The organism is Streptomyces sp. NBC_01485 (assembly GCF_036227125.1).
GTDB lineage: Bacteria > Actinomycetota > Actinomycetes > Streptomycetales > Streptomycetaceae > Streptomyces.
Genome location: NZ_CP109435.1, coordinates 8,578,040 through 8,597,159 on the forward strand (window position 1 = coordinate 8,578,040; position 19,120 = coordinate 8,597,159).

Annotated in this window: 14 protein-coding genes and 1 pseudogene; 9 read left to right on the forward strand and 6 right to left on the reverse strand. The window is 72.4% G+C overall.

Annotated elements, in window-relative coordinates; translation table 11 throughout:
- The first annotated feature begins 70 nt into the window (after positions 1–70).
- Positions 71–463 carry a VOC family protein gene (locus OG352_RS37560; protein ID WP_329223100.1) on the forward strand — a complete coding sequence of 131 codons (393 nt, stop codon included), beginning with the start codon at positions 71–73 and terminating at the stop codon, positions 461–463.
- 40 nt (positions 464–503) lie between these two features.
- Here the strand turns inward: OG352_RS37560 and OG352_RS37565 are convergent, their stop codons facing one another.
- From OG352_RS37565 to OG352_RS37575, 3 genes are all read right to left on the reverse strand, one after another.
- Complete coding sequence (locus OG352_RS37565) at positions 504–1,523, reverse strand: glutathione S-transferase family protein (protein ID WP_329223101.1); 1,020 nt, start codon at positions 1,521–1,523, stop codon at positions 504–506.
- Between the two features lie 217 nt (positions 1,524–1,740).
- The gene (locus OG352_RS37570) at positions 1,741–2,190 is read right to left on the reverse strand and encodes a nitroreductase family deazaflavin-dependent oxidoreductase (protein ID WP_329223102.1); all 450 of its coding nucleotides are present in this window, start codon (positions 2,188–2,190) and stop codon (positions 1,741–1,743) included.
- Between the two features lie 176 nt (positions 2,191–2,366).
- On the reverse strand, positions 2,367–2,990 hold the full coding sequence (locus OG352_RS37575; protein WP_329223103.1) for a LysE family transporter: 624 nt from the start codon (positions 2,988–2,990) through the stop codon (positions 2,367–2,369).
- A gap of 317 nt (positions 2,991–3,307) precedes the next feature.
- Between OG352_RS37575 and OG352_RS37580 the strand changes: the two genes are divergently transcribed.
- From OG352_RS37580 to OG352_RS37595, 4 genes and pseudogenes are all read left to right on the forward strand, one after another.
- Positions 3,308–4,588: a cytochrome P450 gene (locus OG352_RS37580; RefSeq protein ID WP_329223104.1), complete on the forward strand. Its 1,281-nt coding sequence runs from the start codon at positions 3,308–3,310 to the stop codon at positions 4,586–4,588.
- An 11-nt stretch (positions 4,589–4,599) separates the two neighbouring features.
- Positions 4,600–4,800 carry a ferredoxin gene (locus OG352_RS37585; RefSeq protein WP_329223105.1) on the forward strand — a complete coding sequence of 67 codons (201 nt, stop codon included), beginning with the start codon at positions 4,600–4,602 and terminating at the stop codon, positions 4,798–4,800.
- A 232-nt stretch (positions 4,801–5,032) separates the two neighbouring features.
- Positions 5,033–5,440, forward strand: a pseudogene (locus OG352_RS37590) (aldo/keto reductase); the annotation flags it as partial.
- Positions 5,441–5,829: 389 nt separating this feature from the next.
- A complete protein-coding gene (locus OG352_RS37595; protein WP_329223106.1) occupies positions 5,830–7,824 on the forward strand; it encodes an RICIN domain-containing protein in 1,995 nt (664 codons plus the stop codon).
- A gap of 9 nt (positions 7,825–7,833) precedes the next feature.
- Here the strand turns inward: OG352_RS37595 and OG352_RS37600 are convergent, their stop codons facing one another.
- Positions 7,834–9,090 (reverse strand): SLC13 family permease, encoded by a 1,257-nt coding sequence (locus OG352_RS37600; protein ID WP_329224124.1) that lies wholly within the window; start codon positions 9,088–9,090, stop codon positions 7,834–7,836.
- Positions 9,091–9,243: 153 nt separating this feature from the next.
- Positions 9,244–11,613 carry a SpoIIE family protein phosphatase gene (locus tag OG352_RS37605; RefSeq protein WP_329223107.1) on the reverse strand — a complete coding sequence of 790 codons (2,370 nt, stop codon included), beginning with the start codon at positions 11,611–11,613 and terminating at the stop codon, positions 9,244–9,246.
- A gap of 299 nt (positions 11,614–11,912) precedes the next feature.
- Here OG352_RS37605 and OG352_RS37610 point away from each other — a divergent pair, with 299 nt between their 5' ends.
- Entirely contained in the window at positions 11,913–14,999 is a 3,087-nt protein-coding gene (locus OG352_RS37610) for a glycoside hydrolase family 2 TIM barrel-domain containing protein (RefSeq protein ID WP_329223108.1), read from the forward strand.
- A 129-nt stretch (positions 15,000–15,128) separates the two neighbouring features.
- On the opposite strand, the gene OG352_RS37615 is transcribed toward OG352_RS37610, so the two are convergent.
- The gene (locus OG352_RS37615; protein WP_329223109.1) at positions 15,129–15,695 is read right to left on the reverse strand and encodes a cysteine hydrolase family protein; all 567 of its coding nucleotides are present in this window, start codon (positions 15,693–15,695) and stop codon (positions 15,129–15,131) included.
- 291 nt (positions 15,696–15,986) lie between these two features.
- Between OG352_RS37615 and OG352_RS37620 the strand changes: the two genes are divergently transcribed.
- From OG352_RS37620 to OG352_RS37630, 3 genes are all read left to right on the forward strand, one after another.
- Entirely contained in the window at positions 15,987–18,254 is a 2,268-nt protein-coding gene (locus OG352_RS37620) for a glycoside hydrolase family 9 protein (protein ID WP_329223110.1), read from the forward strand.
- 120 nt (positions 18,255–18,374) lie between these two features.
- Complete coding sequence (locus tag OG352_RS37625) at positions 18,375–18,620, forward strand: hypothetical protein (protein ID WP_329223111.1); 246 nt, start codon at positions 18,375–18,377, stop codon at positions 18,618–18,620.
- A gap of 3 nt (positions 18,621–18,623) precedes the next feature.
- Positions 18,624–19,001, forward strand: a complete 378-nt coding sequence (locus OG352_RS37630) for a toxin Doc (RefSeq protein WP_329223113.1) — start codon at positions 18,624–18,626, stop codon at positions 18,999–19,001.
- The last annotated feature ends 119 nt before the right edge of the window (positions 19,002–19,120 follow it).

The following is a 19,120-nucleotide window of genomic DNA, read 5'->3' on the forward strand; positions in this document are numbered from 1 at the left end:
CCGGGGTATCCGCAAGGTCCGGGGACGGGACGCGCTCGCCCCGGCCGGACCTCGCGGAGGAGAAGACGACATGGCATTGGTGAAAGCAGGCGTCGTGGTGCTCGACTGTGCCGAGCCCGAGAAACTCGCCGAGTTCTACAAGGGGCTGCTGGACGCCGAGGAGATCGACATGAGCGCCAACCGGGTGGAGATCCGGGGCGCCGACGGCACCCGCCTCGCCTTCCGGCGTGACGTGAACGCGACCCCGCCGAGCTGGCCGCGCCCCGAGAACGCGCTCCAGGCCCACCTGGACTTCCTGGTCGACGACCTCGACGAGGTGGAACGCCGGGTCGTGGGCCTGGGCGGCCGTCCCCTGGAGACCAAGGGCGCCCCCGGCCCGCAGGAGGAGCGGGGCTACGCCGACCCGTCCGGCCACTCCTTCACCCTCCGCCGCGAACCCTCAACGGCACCGAAACAGGGCTGAGGCCGAGGCGGGATTCCCAGGGGATCTCTCAGGGAGCTGCTCAGGGCCGTCCGCCCGGCGGAACCTCCTCGTCCGCGCGCACCGCGCCGGGCGGGGTCCCGTCGCCGAACGGCCGGCCGCCGAGTTCCTCGCGGTGGTGCGGGGCGCGCCAGCCGGCCAGGTCCGGGCCGAGGGGGACGATCCGGGTCGGGTTGATGCCGGTGTGCACCCGGTAGTAGTGCCGCTTGATGTGGTCGAAGTCGACCGTGTCACCGAAGCCCGGCGTCTGGAAGAGGTCCCGGACGTACGCCCACAGCACCTGGTTCTCCGTCACCTTCCAGCGGTTGCACTTGAAGTGGCCGTGATAGACGGCGTCGAAGCGCACCAGCGTGGTGAACAGCCGGATGTCCGCCTCGGTGATCGTGTCGCCGACCAGGTACCGCTGCCGGGCCAGCCGGGACGTCAGCAGCTCCAGCCGCCGGAAGACACCCGCACACGCCTCGTCGTACGCGCCCTGCTCGCTTGCGAAACCCGCCCGGTACACCCCGTTGTTGACGTCCTCGTACACCTCGGCCATGACCGTGTCGATCTCGTCGCGCCGCTCGTCCGGGTAGAGGTCGGGGGCGCCGGGGCGGTGCAGGGCCGTCCACTCGGTGGCGAGGTCGAGGGTGAGCCGCTGGTAGTCGTTGGTCACCAGCTCGCCGCTGGGCACGTCCACGACCGCCGGGACGCTGACCCCGCCGGGATGTCCGGCTTCCCGCTTGTCGTACGCCTCGCTGAGATACCGGATGCCGAGGACCGGATCGCGGCCGCCCGGGTCGAGGGTGAAGCGCCAGCTCCGGTCGTCCTGGATCGGGTCGGCGATCGCCATCGACAGCGCGTCCTCCAGCCCCAGGAGCCGCCGGGAGATCACCGCCCGGCTCGCCCAGGGACAGGCCCGGCTGACCACCAGACGGTAGCGGCCGGCCACCGCCGGCCAGCCGTCCCCGCCGTCCGCGGTGATCCGGTCGGTGAAGTGACTCCTGGACCGCTTGAACGCCGTGTGTCCGTACGCGCTGTTGCCGTCGCCCCCGCCGCTCATGGTTCCTCCCGCTGCTCGTGCGCATCCTGCCGCTCCTCATGACCGCGTTCCCAGATTTCGGCGGTCGGCACGGTGTACGGCGCGGTGGGACGCACAAGAAAGCCCCGCCGCGACGGGGGAGCGCGGCGGGGCCTGACTTTCGAGTGCCCGGTGCGCACCCGTTCATGCGCACCCGCGGCAGATTTTTCTACGGGATCCCCGGAGGGGTCTCGTCCGCTCAGTCGCCGGCGTCCGGCTCCACGACGAACACCGGGATCTCCCGGTCCGTCTTCTTCTGGTAGTCGGCGTACGTCGGGAACGCGGCGACCGCGCGCTCCCACCACTCGGCCTTCTCCGCGCCGGTGACCTCCCGGGCCGTCATGTCCTGCTTCCGCGGCCCGTCCTGGAGTTCCACCTGAGGATCGGCCTGGACGTTGTGGTACCAGACCGGATGCTTCGGCGCCCCGCCCAGGGAGGCGACCAGGGCGTACCGTCCGTCGTGTTCGACCCGCATGAGCGGCGTCTTGCGGATCTTCCCGCTCTTCGCGCCCCGGGTCGTCAGCAGGATGACCGGCAGTCCCGTGTCCATCAGCGTCGTCGCCTCGGTGCCGCCGGAGCGCTCGTACCGCTCCACCTGTTCGCGCACCCACTGCGTCGGGCTGGGTTCGTACTCGCCTTCCAAAGGCATGGCATCCGTCCCCTTGTTCCGTGTCGTGTCGCGTCGTGCCGACATGTCTTCACGTCGCCGTGCGTCGCCGTACCGTCCGCTCGTCGGCTCGTGCGTGGCGCGTCCGTCCGGCTCGCATTCTGCTTCAACACCGGTACCCGCGTCATTCATCCGTACCACGGGCACACCTCGCGCGCCTACGTGAGCATCCGTACGGCCAGCACCGTCATCACCGCGCTCGACACGAGCGCCGTCACCAGCCGGCCCCGGCGACCGGTCAGCGCCCGGCCCAGCAGAGCACCGCCCCCGGCGAGCAGCACCTGCCAGCTCGCGGACGCGGCGAAGGCGGCCGTCACGAACACGCCCTGTTCCAGGGGCCGTACGGAATCGGTGGCGCCGGAGCCGAGTACCAGCGCGGCGAAGTAGACCACGGTCGCCGGGTTCAGGAGGGTGATGCCGAGCAGGCTCAGGTAGGCCCGGGCCGGGCTCGGCGGGGGCGGCGCGGAACGGGTGGTGAGCCGGTGGGCGCGGTGCTCGCGGATCGCCGTCGCCGCGCCCCGTGCGGCCAGCGCCAGCAGGACCAGGGCCGAGGCCCAGCGCAGCGGCGTCAGCACCGGCCGCAGCGCGGCGGCGACGGCCGCGCCGCCGACCGCGGCGAGCAGGGCGTAGAGCCCGTCCGCGGTGGCGACGCCGAGCGCGGCGCACCCGCCGGTGCGCAGGGAGGTGCGGGCGGTGAGGGAGACGAGGTAGGTCGCGACCGCGCCGACGGGCACGGCGATGCCGTAGCCCGCGACCAGGCCCGCGACGAGCGCGGCCGTCACGGTCGCGCGGGATCGGGCCTCCGGTTCCGGCCGGGCTGCTGCTGGATCCGCGCCGGAAGGGTGGCGGCGGACGGCGGCGGCAGGTGGGCATCGCGTGGGGACATGGCCGGATCCTGCGGGTGGCGAGCCGCCGTCGGCAACTGGTTTTCCCGTGGTCGGCCCGCGTCTGCCGGCGGCCTCGGAACAGTGCATCGGAGCGAATGATTCCGGCCGGATCGCCCGATTCGTCGATCTGGCCGAACTGCGTGTCGTCCTATAGATGCCCAGGGCATCTAATGAAGATCGGCACGACGCACTCCTCGTCTGTGAGGTCACCCATGACTGACACAACCGGCACGGCAGAGATGACAGTGGCAGAGGCAGGGGCAGAGACGGCGGAGCCGGCGGGCGGGACGGACGCCGCGCACGGCTCGGCCTCCGTCGCCTTCCCGCAGGACCGCACCTGCCCCTACCAGCCGCCCACCGCCTACGACCCCGCGCGCGACTCCCGTCCGCTGGCCCGCGCCACCCTCTACGACGGCCGCACCGCCTGGCTGGTCACCGGGCACGACGTGGCCCGCTCGCTGCTCTCCGACCCCCGCCTGTCGACCGACCGCACCCGCCTCGGCTACCCGGCGACCGCGCCCCGCTTCAAGGCCCTGCTGGACCGCCGGGCCGCGCTGGTCAACGTCGACGACCCCGAACACCACGCCCAGCGCCGCCTGCTGGTCGCGAACTTCACCCTCAAACGCGCCACCGCCATGCGCCCGGCCATCCAGCGGATCGTCGACGAGCGGATCGACGCGATGCTCGCGCAGGGACCGCCCGCGGAGCTCGTGAACGCCTTCGCGCTGCCCGTGCCGTCCACGGTGATCTGCGAACTGCTCGGCGTCCCGTACGCCGACCACGAGTTCTTCGAGGAGCAGTCGCGACGGCTGCTGCGCAGCCGCCTGGCGGAGGACGTACGCGACGCGCGCGACCAACTCGGCGTCTATCTCGGCGAGTTGATCGACCGTAAGCTGGCGGATCCGGCCGGCGACGGCGTCCTCGACGCCCTGGCCGACGTCCAGGTGCGCGAGGGCACGGTGGACCGGGAGGAGGCGATCGCCCTGGCCGTGATCCTGCTGGTCGCCGGCCACGAGACGACCGCCAACATGATCTCCCTCGGCACCTACACCCTGCTCCAGCACCCCGAGCGGCTGGCCGAACTGCGCGCCGACCCGTCGCTGCTGCCGGCGGCCGTCGAGGAACTGATGCGGATGCTGTCCATCGCGGACGGGCTGCTGCGGCAGGCCACCGAGGACATCGAGGTGGCCGGGACGACGATCCGGGCCGGGGAGGGCGTCGTCTTCGCGACCTCGGTCATCAACCGCGACGAGACCGCCTACCCGGCTCCGGACAGCCTCGACTGGCACCGCTCCGCCCGCCACCACGTGGCGTTCGGCTTCGGCATCCACCAGTGCCTCGGCCAGAACCTGGCCCGCGCCGAGCTGGAGATCGCCCTCGGCTCGCTCCTCGAACGGCTCCCGGGCCTGCGCCTCGCCATTCCGGCCGACGAGGTCCGTTTCAAGCCCGGCGACACGATCCAGGGGATGCTGGACCTCCCCGTGACCTGGTAAGAGGCTCCGCCATGCGCATCGACATCGACACCCACGTCTGCATCGGCGCCGGCCAGTGCGCCCTGGCCGCCCCGAGTGTCTTCACCCAGGACGACGACGGCTTCAGCGCCCTCCTGCCCGGCCGGGAGGACGGCGGCGGCGACCCGATGATCCGGGAGGCCGCGCGGGCCTGTCCCGTAGGCGCCATCAAGGTGTCCGAAACAGCGGGCTGACCCCCGTCCCCGCCGTCCCAGGGACACCCGGTTGAGCAGGGTTCCCCGGTGACCGAACAGGACGAACAGCCGCCCTTCCTCTACGTCGTCGTCTGCGCCGCGGACGGGATCCCCCGCCCCCGGCGGTCAGCCGGTGCCGGAGGGACGACACCGCCCACACAGCGGCCGAGCGTCCGTGAACCTCAACCCAACCGGGTTGGAATCCCCCTCTGAAGGAGGCGGAGGATGTCAATACAACCTCCTCTACCGCGAGGAGGAGCGCGAGATGCTGCCCCTGTGCGCGGACCAGGGTGTCGGCGTCCTGCCGTGGAGCCTGCTGGCCCGCGGCCGCCTCACCCGCGACTGGGGCACCGAGACCGGCCGCAGCTCCACGGACGAGTTCGGCAACTCCCTCTATCAGGAGGGTGACCGCGCCGTCATCGAGGCCGTCACCCGCATCGCGGCCGACCGGGGCGTCCCCCGCGCGCAGGTGGCCCTCGCCTGGCTGCTGCACCAGCCCACGGTGACCGCCCCGATCATCGGAGCCGCGAAGCCCCACCACATCGAGGACGCGGTGGCGGCGACCGAACTGGAGCTGACCGACAAGGAGTTGGCGGAACTGGCGCGCCCCTGCGCTCCCCACCCGGTCGCCGGTCACTGAGGCACCCTCAAGGGGCGTGTACGGGCACGGGCGAGGCGGAATGCGGGCGGTATTCACCGTCCCGAAAGTCACCTTGAAAGGGCGGCGCAAGGGGTCGTCAAAAAGGACACCCATACCGTGACCACCCCAGAAGGCGATCCCGGATTGACGTTTCGTCAAAAACTATTCGGGCCCGTACACAAAGCACGAAACCGTGAGATCCCTTGTTCCTCCTGGTCCGGCTGTGCGAAGGTGTGCTTGTCGGCGCACGGACAAAATGTTCCCTTCGTGCGCACGAGACACCTCCCGAAGATGTCAGAGGTGCCGAACCCTGTGCTGGTTGACCCCGCTTCGTGGGCGGGGTCACATACCAGATGGTATGTACTTTATGCCGCACGTCCTCGGAAGGAATGCAGACCGTGAATGACGCAGGCCTGTCGAATTCCCCTTCGGCGCGCCGCTTCGACGCGACGGACGAACAGCTGAGCTCGGAGCTGAAGAAGTGGACGGGTGCGTCCCCCGCGCTGCACCCCGTCGGCGAGCTGCTGGACCGGCACTGGGAGGCCGCGTTCGCCTACGCACGGCTGTGCACCGACGGTGAGCGCGCCGCCGGCATGCTCACCACGGCTGCCTTCACCCGGCTGTTCGGCGAGACCCTGAGGCAGAACGGGCCGACGGCCGCGTGGCGCCCCCACCTGCTGGTCACCGTGCGCCGCGTCGCCGCCGAGTGGGACACCGACGGCCGCCGTGACCTGCTGCATCCCGCACTGCGCCCCGAGGGCGCGGACGCCGAGCGGGCGGGCGCCCTGCTGCTGCCGCCCGCGCACCGGCGCATGCTGTCCCGGGGGTTCCAGCGGCTGCCCGAGTCCGCCCGCTGCCTGCTGTGGCACACCGAGGTCGAGGCCGAGCCGCTGGCCATCCCGGCCGGTCTGCTGGGCCTGGACGAGGAGGGCGCCCGCGTCGAACTGCGCCGGGCCGGTGAGCGGCTGCGCGAGGAGTGCCTCCAGGTGCACCGCGAACTCGCCACCGACGACGAGTGCCACCGCTACCACCGGCTGCTGGACGTCACCTGCCGCCGCGGCGGCGTCGACCTCGACCCCGATCTGCGCCGCCACCTGGAGCAGTGCCGGCACTGCTCCCACACCGCCGACCAACTGCGGCAGTTCGAGGGACTCCTCGGCGCCGCCCTGGCCGAGGGCATCCTCGGCTGGGCCGCCGCGGCCTACGTGGAGGTCAGGGTGGCCGGCGACGACGGCGCCGACCCGGCCACGGAGCAGCTTCCGGCCTATACGGGCGAGGCCTTCACCGACGGGCACCCCGCCACCGAGCCGCCCGGCGCCGGCGGAACCGGCCGCAACCCGCTCGCCGGACTGCGGGCCGGCGCGTTCTCCCGGATCGGGGCGCGGGCCGACGCGCCCTCCCGCCCCGGCTCCGGGCCGGGCGCCGACTCCCGTCCGGGATCGCGCCGTTCGGTCCAGAAGGCGGCCCGCCGTGCCGCCCGCCGCCGTAACCTCACCGCCGCCGTCCTGACCGTGAGCGGGCTGGTGGTCCTGCCGCTCGTGGTGTGGGCCGCCATCGGCTCCGGGGGCGGAGGCCCGGCCGTGAACAACGAGTCGGCGAAGAGCCCGCTGCCCGGGACGGACACGGCGACCTCCGACTCGTCCGTGATCGGCGCCGGCGAGGATGCCCAGGGCATCCTGCGCGGCCGGCTGCACAACGCCGCCTCCGGGCTCTGCATCGCGGTCGTCGGCACCAAGCCCGTCAGCGGCGCCGAGACCGAACTCGCCGCCTGCTCCGCCGTGATCGGCCAGCAGTGGTCGTACGCACCGGACGGGCTGCTGCGCAGTGCCGCCAACGCCGATCTGTGCCTCGACTCCGGCCTCGGCTTCTCGGTCCGGCTGGCCCCCTGCGCGGGCGCCTCCCAGCCCGACCCCAAGAACGTCCGGTACGACTTCACGCTGCAGGGCACGCTCGTCCCGCGCTCGGACCAGAACCTCGCGCTGGCGCCCGCCGCCACCGACGGGTCGGGCGCCCTCGTCCTGAAGAACCGGGTGGACAGCGCCGCGCAGCGCTGGGTGATCGACACCTCGAAGCCCGACGCGCAGATGCAGTTCGTCAACTGGGGCGCAGACAGCACCCCCTCCGACAAACCCGCCCCGGCCGCCGCGCCCAAGGCCGCCAAGCCCTCGGCGTCCGCGTCCGCGCCGAAGCCGTCCGCGACCCCGACGGCCAAGCCGCCGGCGTTCCCCTCGCCGGGCCCGAACAGCACGTCCTGCGCGTACTACTACGGGTACTACTGCTCGCCGGGCAGCCAGCCGAGCCCGCCGCCCGGCGGCTACGGCGGTTACGGGTACGGCGGCACGTACGGGGGTTACGCTCCCGGCTACGCCGCCGGGCAGCCCTGACCGAAGCGGTCAGACGCCGATCACCTGGAGCGAGACCCACAGCGCCACGACGGCCGGGACCAGCGCGGCCGGCACCGAGAGCAGGCCGAGGCGGGTGAACTCCCCGACCTCGACCCGCTCCTCGCGCGCCTGCACCACGCGCCGCCACAGCAGCGTCGCCAGCGATCCGGCGTACGTCAGGTTCGGGCCGATGTTCACGCCGAGCAGCACCGCGAGCACCGCCCCGGTCCCGGCCGGGGCGGCGAGCGGCACCAGGACCAGCACCGCGGGCAGGTTGTTGATCAGGTTCGCCAGGACGGCGGCCAGCGCGGCGACGGCCAGCAGCGCGAGGAGGCCCGAGCCGTCGGGCAGGGCGTGGCGCAGCGCGCCGGCGAGCCCGTTGTCGACCACCGCGCGCACGACGATCCCGAGCGCCAGCACGAACGCCAGGAACCCCGGCGCGGCGGCCCGCACCACGGCCACCGGCGTCACCCGCCGCCGCACCAGCGACCGCCCGGCCATGACCAGCGCGCCCGCGCACGCGGCCCACGCCGGTTCGACGCCGACCGCGGAGGCCACCACGAACCCGGCGAGCGTGCAGGCGACGGTGACCAGCGCGAACAGCGGAAACTCGGGAGCCGGGCCGTCGTCGGGGGTGGGTTCGGCGGCCGGCAGGTCGTCGGCGAAGAAGCGCCGGAACACCAGGTACTCGGCGCCCACCGCGACCACCCAGGGCAGCGCCATCAGCGCGGCGAACCGGCTGAAGCTCAGCCCGCTCGCGGTGAACGCCAGCAGGTTGGTGAGGTTGGAGACCGGCAGCAGCAGCGAGGCCGTGTTCGACAGGTGCGCGCACGCGTAGACATGCGGTTTGGAGCGCACCCCCATCCGGGCGGCGGTGGCGAACACCACCGGCGTCAGCAGCACCACCGTCGCGTCCAGACTGAGCACGGCCGTCACCACCGAGGCCAGCACGAACACCGCGACCAGCAGCCGCCGGGGGCGGCCCGCGGCACGGCGCGCCATCCACGCCCCGCACGCCGTGAACAGTCCCTCGACGTCGCACAGGTGGGCCAGCACCAGCACCGCCGCGAGGAAGCCGACGACCGGCCCGAGCCGCTCGGCCTCCGCCAGCGCGTGCTCCGGCGAGAGCGCCCCGAGGACGACCGCCACGGCCGCGGCCGGCACGGCCACGACCGCCTCCGACCGCCCGGCGGGACGCAGCACGGCCCAGGTGAGAGCGGCGACGAGCAGGACGACGGACAGCGTTTCGGCGAGCGGGGCGTTCAGGGGGGATCTCCGGGAGCGGGGGGAGGGCGAGCGAGGGGAGGTGGCGCCCGCCCGATGAACTGGTCCGGGTGTCCGTCCATGCGACTGGCCCGGGATCCGTTCATGTAAACACGCGTGGGTGAAGCCCCCGCCAAGCGGCCCCGCAGGGCCGGCTCACTCCTCGTCGAACAGGTTCAGCTCCGCCCAGATCGTCTTGCCGTCGGGGGTGTGCCGGCTGCCCCAGCGCTGGGTGAGCTGGGCGACCAGGAGCAGGCCGCGGCCGCCCTCGTCCCAGGTCTTCGCCCGGCGCAGGTGCGGGGCGGTGTGGCTGTTGTCGGACACCTCGCAGATCAGCGTCGCCGCGTCATGGATCAGCCGCAGCCGGATCGGGTCGGAGCCGTACCGGATGGCGTTGGTGACCAGCTCGCTCACCACCAGCTCGGTCGTGAACGACGCGTCGCTCAGCTCCCAGTCGGAGAGCTGCCGCACCACCTGCCTGCGGATCGGCGCCACCAGCGACGGATCGGCGGGGATGTGCCAGGTCGCGACCTGGGCGGCGGACAGGCCCCGGGTGCGCGCCAGCAGCAGGGCAACGTCGTCGGCGGCGCCGCCGGGCGGCAGCAGGGCGTGCAGGATCTGGTCGCAGGCCTCGTCCAGGGAGTCCGCGTGCGCCGCCAGAGCCCGGTTCAGCAGCCGGTGACCGGCGTCCGCGTCCCGCTCGCGGGACTCCATCAGGCCGTCGGTGTAGAAGGCGAGCACACTGCCCTCGGCGAGCTCCAGCTCGGCCGACTCGAACGGCAGCCCGCCCACGCCCAGCGGCGGACCGGCGGGCAGCTCCACCCGGCGGGGCGCGCCGCCCGGCCGCAGCAGCACGGGCTGGGGATGCCCGGCCCGCGCCAGGGTGCAGCGCCGTGACACGGGGTCGTACACCGCGTACAGGCAGGTCGCCCCGACCTCGCCCGGGTTGCCCTCGCCGCCGGCCTCCTCGGACAGCCGGACGACCAGGTCGTCGAGGTGGGTGAGCAGCTCGTCCGGGGCGAGGTCGATGTCGGCGAGGGTGCGCACGGCGGTGCGCAGCCGGCCCATGGTGGCCGAGGCCTGGACGCCGTGCCCGACCACGTCCCCCACGACCATGGCGACCCGCATCCCGGACAGCGGGATCACGTCGAACCAGTCGCCGCCCACCCCGGCGCGGGCGGCCGGCAGATAGCGGGAGGCGGCGTCGACGGCGGCGGTGCGCGGCAGGGTGCGCGGGAGCAGGCTGCGCTGCAGGGCGAGGGCCGTATCGCGCTCGCGGGAGAACCGGCGGGCGTTGTCGATGCAGACGGCGGCCCGGGCGGTGATCTCCTCGGCCAGCAGCACGTCGTCCGGGGCGAACGGCTCGGGACGGCGGAACCGGGTGAGGACGGCGACGCCGAGCGTCACGCCCCGCGCCCGGATCGGCACGGACATCGTGGAGTGGATGCCGATCTCCCGCACCCGCGCGCCGCGTGCCGGGTCCCAGGTGAGCCACGCGTCCAGCCCGCCCCCGTCCACCGAGCCGACGATGGTGCGCCCCGCGACCAGCGAGTCGGCCTGCGGCGACCCGGCCGGGTAGTTCTGCGCCTCCCCGGGCTTGGCCACCGCCTCCGGGTTGCCCGGGTTGACCGAGTGGTGCGCGGCGCGCCGCAGGCTCAGCGGCGGGGCGAACCGGCTCGGGGGATCCCCGCCGTCCTGCGGGTCGAGCAGGTCGACGCTGACGAAGTCGGCGAGCGCGGGCACACAGACCTCCGCCAGCTCCTGGGCGGTGCGGCCGACGTCGAGGGTGGTGCCGATGCGCACACTCGCCTCGTTGACGAGTTGGAGCCGCTCGCGGGCGAGGTAGTTGTCGGTGATGTCGTGCGCGGCCAGGCACACGCCCCGCACCCGGCCGGCGGCGTCGGTGACCGGAGCCATCCTGGCCAGCCAGGCGTGCGCCCGGGCCTCGCCGCCGGTCTGCGCGTACATCTGCACGTCCTGCGGCCGGCCGGTGGTGAGCACGCGCAGCATGTGCTGTTCCAGTTCCGCGCTCTGCGGCCCGCCGCCGATCTCGGGGAGCCGCAGCCCCCGGATCCGCTCCTCGGGCAGGCCGATCACGTCACCCATCGCCTCGTTGACACGGCGCAGCCGCAGGCGTTCGTCGTAGACCGCCACCGCACAGGGCGACTGGATCAGCGCCGCCGTGGCGAGAGCGGCGTCGGGGGAGCCGGGGCATCCGTCGGTCAGCGGGGCTACGACGAGCCAGTGCCCCGGGCTTCCGTTCCGGGACGGAGCACGGTGCGCGAGCAGCCACAGCCGTACCGGACGGCCGTCGCGGTGGCGCAAAGTGACCGTTCCGTGCCAGCGGGGGCCGGTGAACAGGGGCGTTGCGTCAGCGAGCAGGTCGGTGGCGGGCCGGCCCACGACGTCGGCCGGGGACCAGCCGAGGAGGGTCCGGGCGCCCTCGTTCCACCCGACGAGCGTGCCGGTGTCGTCGACCACGGCCCGGGCTGTCGCGGCCTCGTCGAACGGGTACTCCGGGCTCATCTCGGCACTCCATCGCGGGCACTCACAGTGAACGGACGCGTCGCTTCCGTGCCAGCCTAATGCGTCCGGCTCGCGCGCGGACGGGAACCCCCATGGCCCGGAAAGACAGCGTTGTCGCGCCGGGGTCAAGAGGTGGAACCGGCCTAAGTCGTACACCGGGTGCGGAGAGCCCGTGGGGCGGGAGGGCCGGGGGAGGACCCCGTCCGGGCCCTTGACGGGCACGTGTGGCCCGTCATCAGATTCTGTTTGTTAACGATCAGTTGTGAGTACTTCTGGTTCCTGATGAGGGAGAGCCGACCATGACGGTCACTCGCAGATCGATCCTTCTCGCCTCCGCGGCCGCACCGGCCGCCGGAGCGCTCCTCGGCATCCCGGCCGCGCACGCGGCCAGCGCCGCCGCGAGCGCCACCGGCCGCCGTACGGTCGCGCTGCGCGACGGCTGGCGCTTCGCGCTGGTCAACCCGGGCGGCCTCACCGACCCGACCGGGCAGTACGCGGACGCCGCCGCCCCCGGCTACGACGACTCGGCCTGGCGCGAGGTCGCGGTCCCGCACGACTGGAGCATCGAGCAGACCCCCACCACGCAGCACGGCACGACCAGCGGCACCGGCTTCTTCCCCGGCGGCCTGGGCTGGTACCGCCTCGCCTTCACCCTGCCGCCCGCGCACGCCGGCCGGCGGATCTCGGTCGAGTTCGACGGCGTCTACATGGACTCGTACGTCTACTGCAACGGCACCGAGGTCGGCCGCCACCCCTACGGCTACACCGGCTTCGCCTTCGACCTCACCGACCTGCTGCACACCGACGGGACCACCGAGAACGTCATCGCGGTGAAGGTGCAGAACCGGCTGCCCAGCAGCCGCTGGTACTCCGGCAGCGGCATCTACCGCGAGGCCCGCCTGGTCGTCACCGACCCGGTGCACGTGGCCCGCTGGGGCACGTACGTCACCACTCCCGAGATCACCGACGAACGGGCCGTCGTCCGGGTCGCGTCCACCGTGCTGAACGCGTCCGGCGCGGGCGCGGACGTCGAGGTCGTCTCGCGGATCCTCGCCCCGAACGGCCGCACGGTCGCCCGTACGTCCTCCACGGTCGCCGTCGCCGACCGGGCCACGGAGACCCACGAGCTCACCGTGGCCGATCCGCAGCGCTGGGACTTCACGGCCCCGCACCGCTACACCCTGGAGACCGAACTGCGCGTCGGGGGCCGGGTCACCGACGCCTTCCGCACGCCGTTCGGCATCCGCACCTTCCGCTTCGACCCCGACGAGGGCTTTCACCTCAACGGCGTCCACGCCAAGATCAAGGGCGTCGACCTCCACCACGACCTGGGCGCCCTCGGGGCGGCGGTGAGCGTCGACGCGATCCGCCGACAGATGACGATCATGAAGTCGATGGGCGTCAACGCCTTCCGCACCTCCCACAACCCGCCGTCCCCGGAGATGATCGGGGTCTGCGAGGAGCTGGGCATCGTGATGCTGGTGGAGGCCTTCGACTGCTGGAAGACCGGCAAGAGCCGGTACGACTACGGGCGGTTCTTCGACGAGTGGTGCGAGAAGGACGCCACCGAGATGGTGCTCGCGGCCCGCAACTCGCCCGCCGTCCTGCTGTGGTCCATCGGCAACGAGATCACCGACTCCACCGCCACCGCCGGCCTCGCCATGGCGGACCGCATCATCACCGCGATCAGGGCGGTGGACGACACCCGGCCGCTCATCATCGGCTCGGACAAGTACCGCAACCCGCCCGCCAAGGGCTCCGCCGCCGACCTGATGCTCGCCAAGCTGGACGGCCTCGGCCTGAACTACAACACCGCCAAGTCGGTGGACGTCCTGCACGCGACCTACCCGCACCTGTTCCTCTTCGAGTCCGAGTCGTCGTCGGAGACCTCGACCCGCGGCACGTACCAGGAGCCCGAGCACCTCAACACGGGCGAGAACCACACGCCGGGCAGGCGGTCCACCTCGTCCTACGACAACAACCTGTCCTCCTGGACGATGAGCGGCGAGTACGGGCACAAGAAGGACCGCGACCGGAAGTGGTTCGCCGGGCAGTTCCTGTGGTCCGGCATCGACTACATCGGCGAGCCCACGCCGTACAACGTCTTCCCGGTGAAGGCGTCCTTCTTCGGCGCCGTCGACACGGCCGGTTTCCCGAAGGACATGTACCACCTCTTCCGCAGCCAGTGGGTCGACGAGCCGATGGTCCATCTGCTGCCGACGACCTGGAACCACCAGGCGGGCGACACGGTCGAGGTGTGGGCGTACGCCAACGTCGACACGGTGGAGCTGTACCTCAACGGAAAGTCCCTGGGCGTGCGGAGGTTCGACACGAAGAAGACCGTCGACGGCCGCGTCTACCTGGAGACCACCGAGGCCACCGGCGACGACAAGACCTTCACCACCGGCCCCTACCCCGGCAGTTACACCAGCCCCAATGGCAGCGCGGGCAAACTGCACCTGACGTGGAAGGTGCCGTACGCGCCGGGTGAGTTGAAGGCGGTGGCCCGCCGGGGCGGCCGGACGGTCGCCACCGACATCCTGCGCACGGCCGGTCCCGCGCACGCCGTACGTCTCACCGTGGACCGCAAGTCCCTTGCGGCGGACGGGCGTTCACTGGTCTTCGTCACCGCCGACGTGGTCGACGCGCGCGGCACCGTCGTGCCCGACGCCGAGCACCTCATCTCCTTCGAGGTGACCGGCGGCACCCTTGCCGGCCTCGACAACGGGCGCGAGGAGAGCGCCGAGCGCTACCAGGCCAGTACGCGCACCGCCTTCCACGGCAAGGCCCTCGCCATCGTGCGCTCCGGCACCGAGGCGGGCGTTCTCAAGGTGACCGCGCGCGTGGACGGCCTGCGCGAGGGCACGGCGACCGTGCGCACCACGCACGCCCGCTCGGCGGCGACCACCCCGGCCGCCGTTTTCGCCCCCGAGCCCCCGGCGCCCGTGAACTACCCGTGCGCGGACGCCAGTTACTCCGGCCGCCCGGACACCCTGCCCGCCGCCCTGCTGGACGGCGACCCGGCCACCGGCTGGTCCAACGCCTTCGCCAAGGCGGCCACCGCCCTGCTGCCCGCCTTCGGCGGAGCCCGGCCGGGGGACTGGGTGTCGGTGGACTACGGGCGCACCCGGGACTTCGACCGGGCGGAGGTGTCCTTCACGGTCGACGCCACGCACAGCCTGCCCGCGTCCGTCGAGGCCGAGGTCTGGGACGGCGAGCGGTACCTGCCGGTCACCGGGGCGGCCGTCGCCTGGGCCACCGCCTCGGACACGCCGACGGCCCTCACCTTCGACCCCGTCCGCGGCTCCAAGCTGCGGCTGAAGCTGACCAGCGGCGCACCCGGCACGGCCCAAGGGGCGTTCCGCATCACCAGGTTGGAATCCTGACCGGCTGACCGGCTGACCGGCTGACCGGCTGAGCGGTGTGGAGGCTGTGGGTCATGTGGTGCTCGGGCGGTCGGTACCGACCGCCCGAGCACCGCCTCCCGGCAGTGCCTGCCTCTTCCCGGCCGTGCCTCAGCCCGCGTCGGCCGCCTCGAACGTCACCTTCGCCGTGTCCACCGTGCCCGCGCTGCGGCCGGGTGCGCTCTGCCCGGACCAGTACAGGTTGGTGTGGGCTATCACCTGCTCGGGAGCGGGAGCGCCGTACGCGGTGAGGTCCTCCGTGGTGTGCGCGTCGGCGACCAGCGTCACGTCGTACCCCCGCACCAAGGCGCCGTGCAGTGTCGAGCGGATGCACGCGTCGGTCTGCGCCCCCGTGACGAGGACCCGGCCCACCCCGCGCTCGGCGAGCACCGTCTCCAACTCGGTGTTCTCGAAGGAGTCCTGGTAGGTCTTGTGGACGAGGGGCTCGGAGTCGAGGCGGACCAGCTCCGCGACGTACTCCCAGTTCTCGCTGCCGCGTTCCAGGTCGTTGTCGGAGTGCTGCACCCAGATCACCGGCACGTCCTGCGCGCGGGCCGCGTCGATCAGGGTGTCGATGTTCGCGATCACCTCGTCGCGCCGGGGCGCGCCCGCCACCACGCCCTTCTGGACGTCGATGACGAGCAGGGCGGTGCGGTGCCGGTCGGGCAGGGTCGTCATACATGCCTCCTGTGTTGCCGCGGGATCCTGAGAGTCCAGGGACGACCCACACTAGAACCCACCACTGACATTGATACTCGTAGGCGGGTTCCGGTGGTCGTGGCTCTGCCACTGACTGACAACGGCCCCGACGCCGTCTCGCCCCCGTCTCCTCCGGAACTCGACCGCATCTCGTCCATACCGTTGACGGGGTGTCATGACTCCAACAAGCATGTCCTGCGACCCCTCCCTGGGAGCGCTCCCATACGCACCTCGTGGGAAGCGTCCCGCACCTCCCCGAGGAGCCCGGACGTGAAACGACGCAGAACCGCCCTGTTGTCACTCGCGGCCCTGCTGGGCGCAGCGCTCACCGCGCTGCCCGTGCAGCAGGCCGGCGCCGACGAGGTCGAGCAGGTCAGGAACGGCGGCTTCGACGCGACCGCCGACCCGTGGTGGACCAGCAACGTCACCGCCGGTCTCGCCGACGGCCGGCTGTGCGCGGACGTACCGGGCGGCACCGTCAACCGCTGGGACTCCGCCGTCGGCCAGAACGCGATCACCCTGGTGAAGGGGTCGTCGTACCGGTTCTCGTTCAGCGCCTCCTCGGTGCCCGAGGGGCATGTGGTGCGGGCGGTCGTGGGCCTCGGGGTGTCCCCGTACGACACCTGGTACGAGGCGAGCCCGGTGCTGGGCGGGTCGGGTGAGGCGGGCGGGCCGGGGGAGGCTGGGGAGTCGTACTCCTACACGTTCACCTCGCCGGTCGACAGTACTCAGGGGCAGGTCGCCTTCCAGGTCGGCGGGAGTGCCGAGCCGTGGCGGTTCTGCCTGGACGACGTGTCGCTGCTGGGCGGGGTGCCGCCGGAGGTGTACGAGCCGGACACCGGGCCGCGTGTGCGCGTCAACCAGGTCGCCTATCTGCCCGCCGGGCCGAAGAACGCCACGCTGGTCACCGACGCCACCGCGAAGCTGCCCTGGCAGTTGAAGAACGGTGCCGGGGCGACGGTCGCGCACGGCTGGAGCGTGCCGCGCGGCCTCGACGTCTCCTCCGGGCAGCACGTCCACTCCATCGACTTCGGCGCGTACCGCAAGCGCGGCACCGGCTTCACGCTGGTCGCCGACGGCGAGACCAGCCGCCCCTTCGACATAGGCACCGCCGCCTACGACCGGTTGCGCCTGGACGCGGTGAAGTACTACTACACGCAGCGCAGCGGCATCGCGATCCGCGACGACCTGCGCCCCGGCTACGCCAGGGCGGCCGGACATGTCGGCGTGGCCCCCAACCGGGGTGACTCCGCCGTCCCCTGCCGGCCCGGGGTGTGCGACTACACCCTCGACGTCACCGGTGGCTGGTACGACGCCGGCGACCACGGCAAGTACGTCGTCAACGGCGGCATCGCCACCTGGGAGCTGCTGAGCACCTACGAGCGCTCCCTCCACGCCCGCACCGGCGACCCGACCGTGCTCGGCGACGGCACGCTCGCCCTCCCCGAGAGCGGCAACAAGGTGCCGGACGTCCTCGACGAGGCCCGCTGGGAGCTCGACTTCCTGCTGAAGATGCAGGTGCCGGACGGGCAGCCGCTCGCCGGCATGGCCCACCACAAGATCCACGACGCGCAGTGGACGGGCCTGCCGCTGCTGCCGGGCGACGACCCGCAGCAGCGCGAACTGCACCCGCCGACCACCACCGCGACCCTCAACCTGGCCGCGACGGCCGCCCAGGCCGCCCGCCTGTACCGGCCCTACGACAAGGCGTTCGCGGCGAAGGCGCTGACGGCCGCGCGCAGGGCCTGGGCGGCGGCCCTCGCGCATCCGGCCGTGTACGCCGACCCGAACGACGGCAACGGCGGCGGCGCCTACAACGACGACGACGCGACCGACGAGTTCTACTGGGCGGCGGCCGAGCTGTATCTCACCACGGGGGAGAAGCAGTTCGCCGACCACGTCCTCAACTCCCCGGCGCACACGGCCGACCTGTTCGTGCCCAACGGCTTCGACTGGTCCCGCACGGCCGCCGCGGGCCGCCTCGACCTCGCGACCGTCCCGAACAAGCTCCCCGGCCGTGACAAGGTGCGCGGGTCGGTGGTGCGGGGCGCCGACAAGTACCTCGCCACGCTGGCCGCCCAGCCGTACGGCATGCCCTACGCCCCCGACGGCAACCGCTACGACTGGGGCTCCAGCCACCAGGTCCTCAACAACGCCGTGGTCATCGCCACCGCCTACGACCTCACGGGGGCCTCGAAGTACCGTGACGCGGCCGTCCAGAGCATGGACTACGTTCTCGGCCGCAACGCGCTCAACCTCTCGTACGTCACCGGCTACGGCGAGGTCAACTCACATAATCAGCACAGCCGTTGGTACGCGCGCGAGCTCGACCCGAGCCTCCCGGGCCCGCCCGACGGGACCCTCGCGGGCGGCGCGAACTCGAGCATCCAGGACCCCTACGCGCAGGGCAAGCTCCAGGGCTGCGTGGGCCAGTTCTGCTACATCGACGACATCCAGTCCTGGTCGACGAACGAGACCGCGATCAACTGGAACGCGGCCCTGGCCCGGATGGCGTCCTTCGTGGCGGATCAGGGATAGGCCCGGTCGGGTCCGGTCCGGTCGGGAACGTGCACGGGCGGACACCCTCCGGTACCGCGCGGTCATCAGGGTGACCTGGGGATATTTACGAGTAAGTACCCGCGCGGTACCGTGAAGGGCATGCCAGCCCTCAATGTGGAATTCAGCGATCGCGAGCTGGAGGACCTGCGACAGATCGCCAAGGAACGCGGTACGTCGATGAAGGCACTCGTGCGGGAGGCGGCCGCGGCCGACATCGCGCGGCACCGGGCGCTCCAGGAAGGCGCGGCGGCCTTCCGCAGGTTCTTCGCGTCCCACGCCGACGAGTTCGCCGCCGCCTTCCCCGACGACGAACGTTCCGTCCAGGGCGAGGGGCGGGTCGCCTGACCGATGACAGCCGTCATCCACATCGACGTGCCCTGGCTGCTCCAGCGCCACGAAGAGGTGCTGCCCGAGCAGCCCACCATCAACGACTTCTCGGCGCTGGTCGCCGCCGTCGCCCGGCACCGGGTCGACCCGCCCAAGCTCGGCGTGGACTCCGACCCCGCCTGGCGGGCCGCCGCGCTGCTGCACACGCTCACCCTGCTCAAGCCCCTGCCCTCGGCCAACGCCCGCTTCGCCTGCGCGACGGCGGTGTCGTACATGTACACCAGCGGCGTCGGCATGGATCCGCCGTACGGCGCGCTCGTCGACCTCGCCCGGGACCTGATCGACGGCAAGACCGACGTCTACGGCGCGGCGGACCGGCTGCGGTCCTGGCAGATATAGCCGGACACAGGCGGTTGCGGGCGGGTGTGGGGGGAAGTGTTCGGGGCCGCCGGCCGAGGGCGGGAGGAACACGGCCGGCGGCCGTTTCGCGCAGGAGTGCCGCCGTCCTGCGCGGGGCC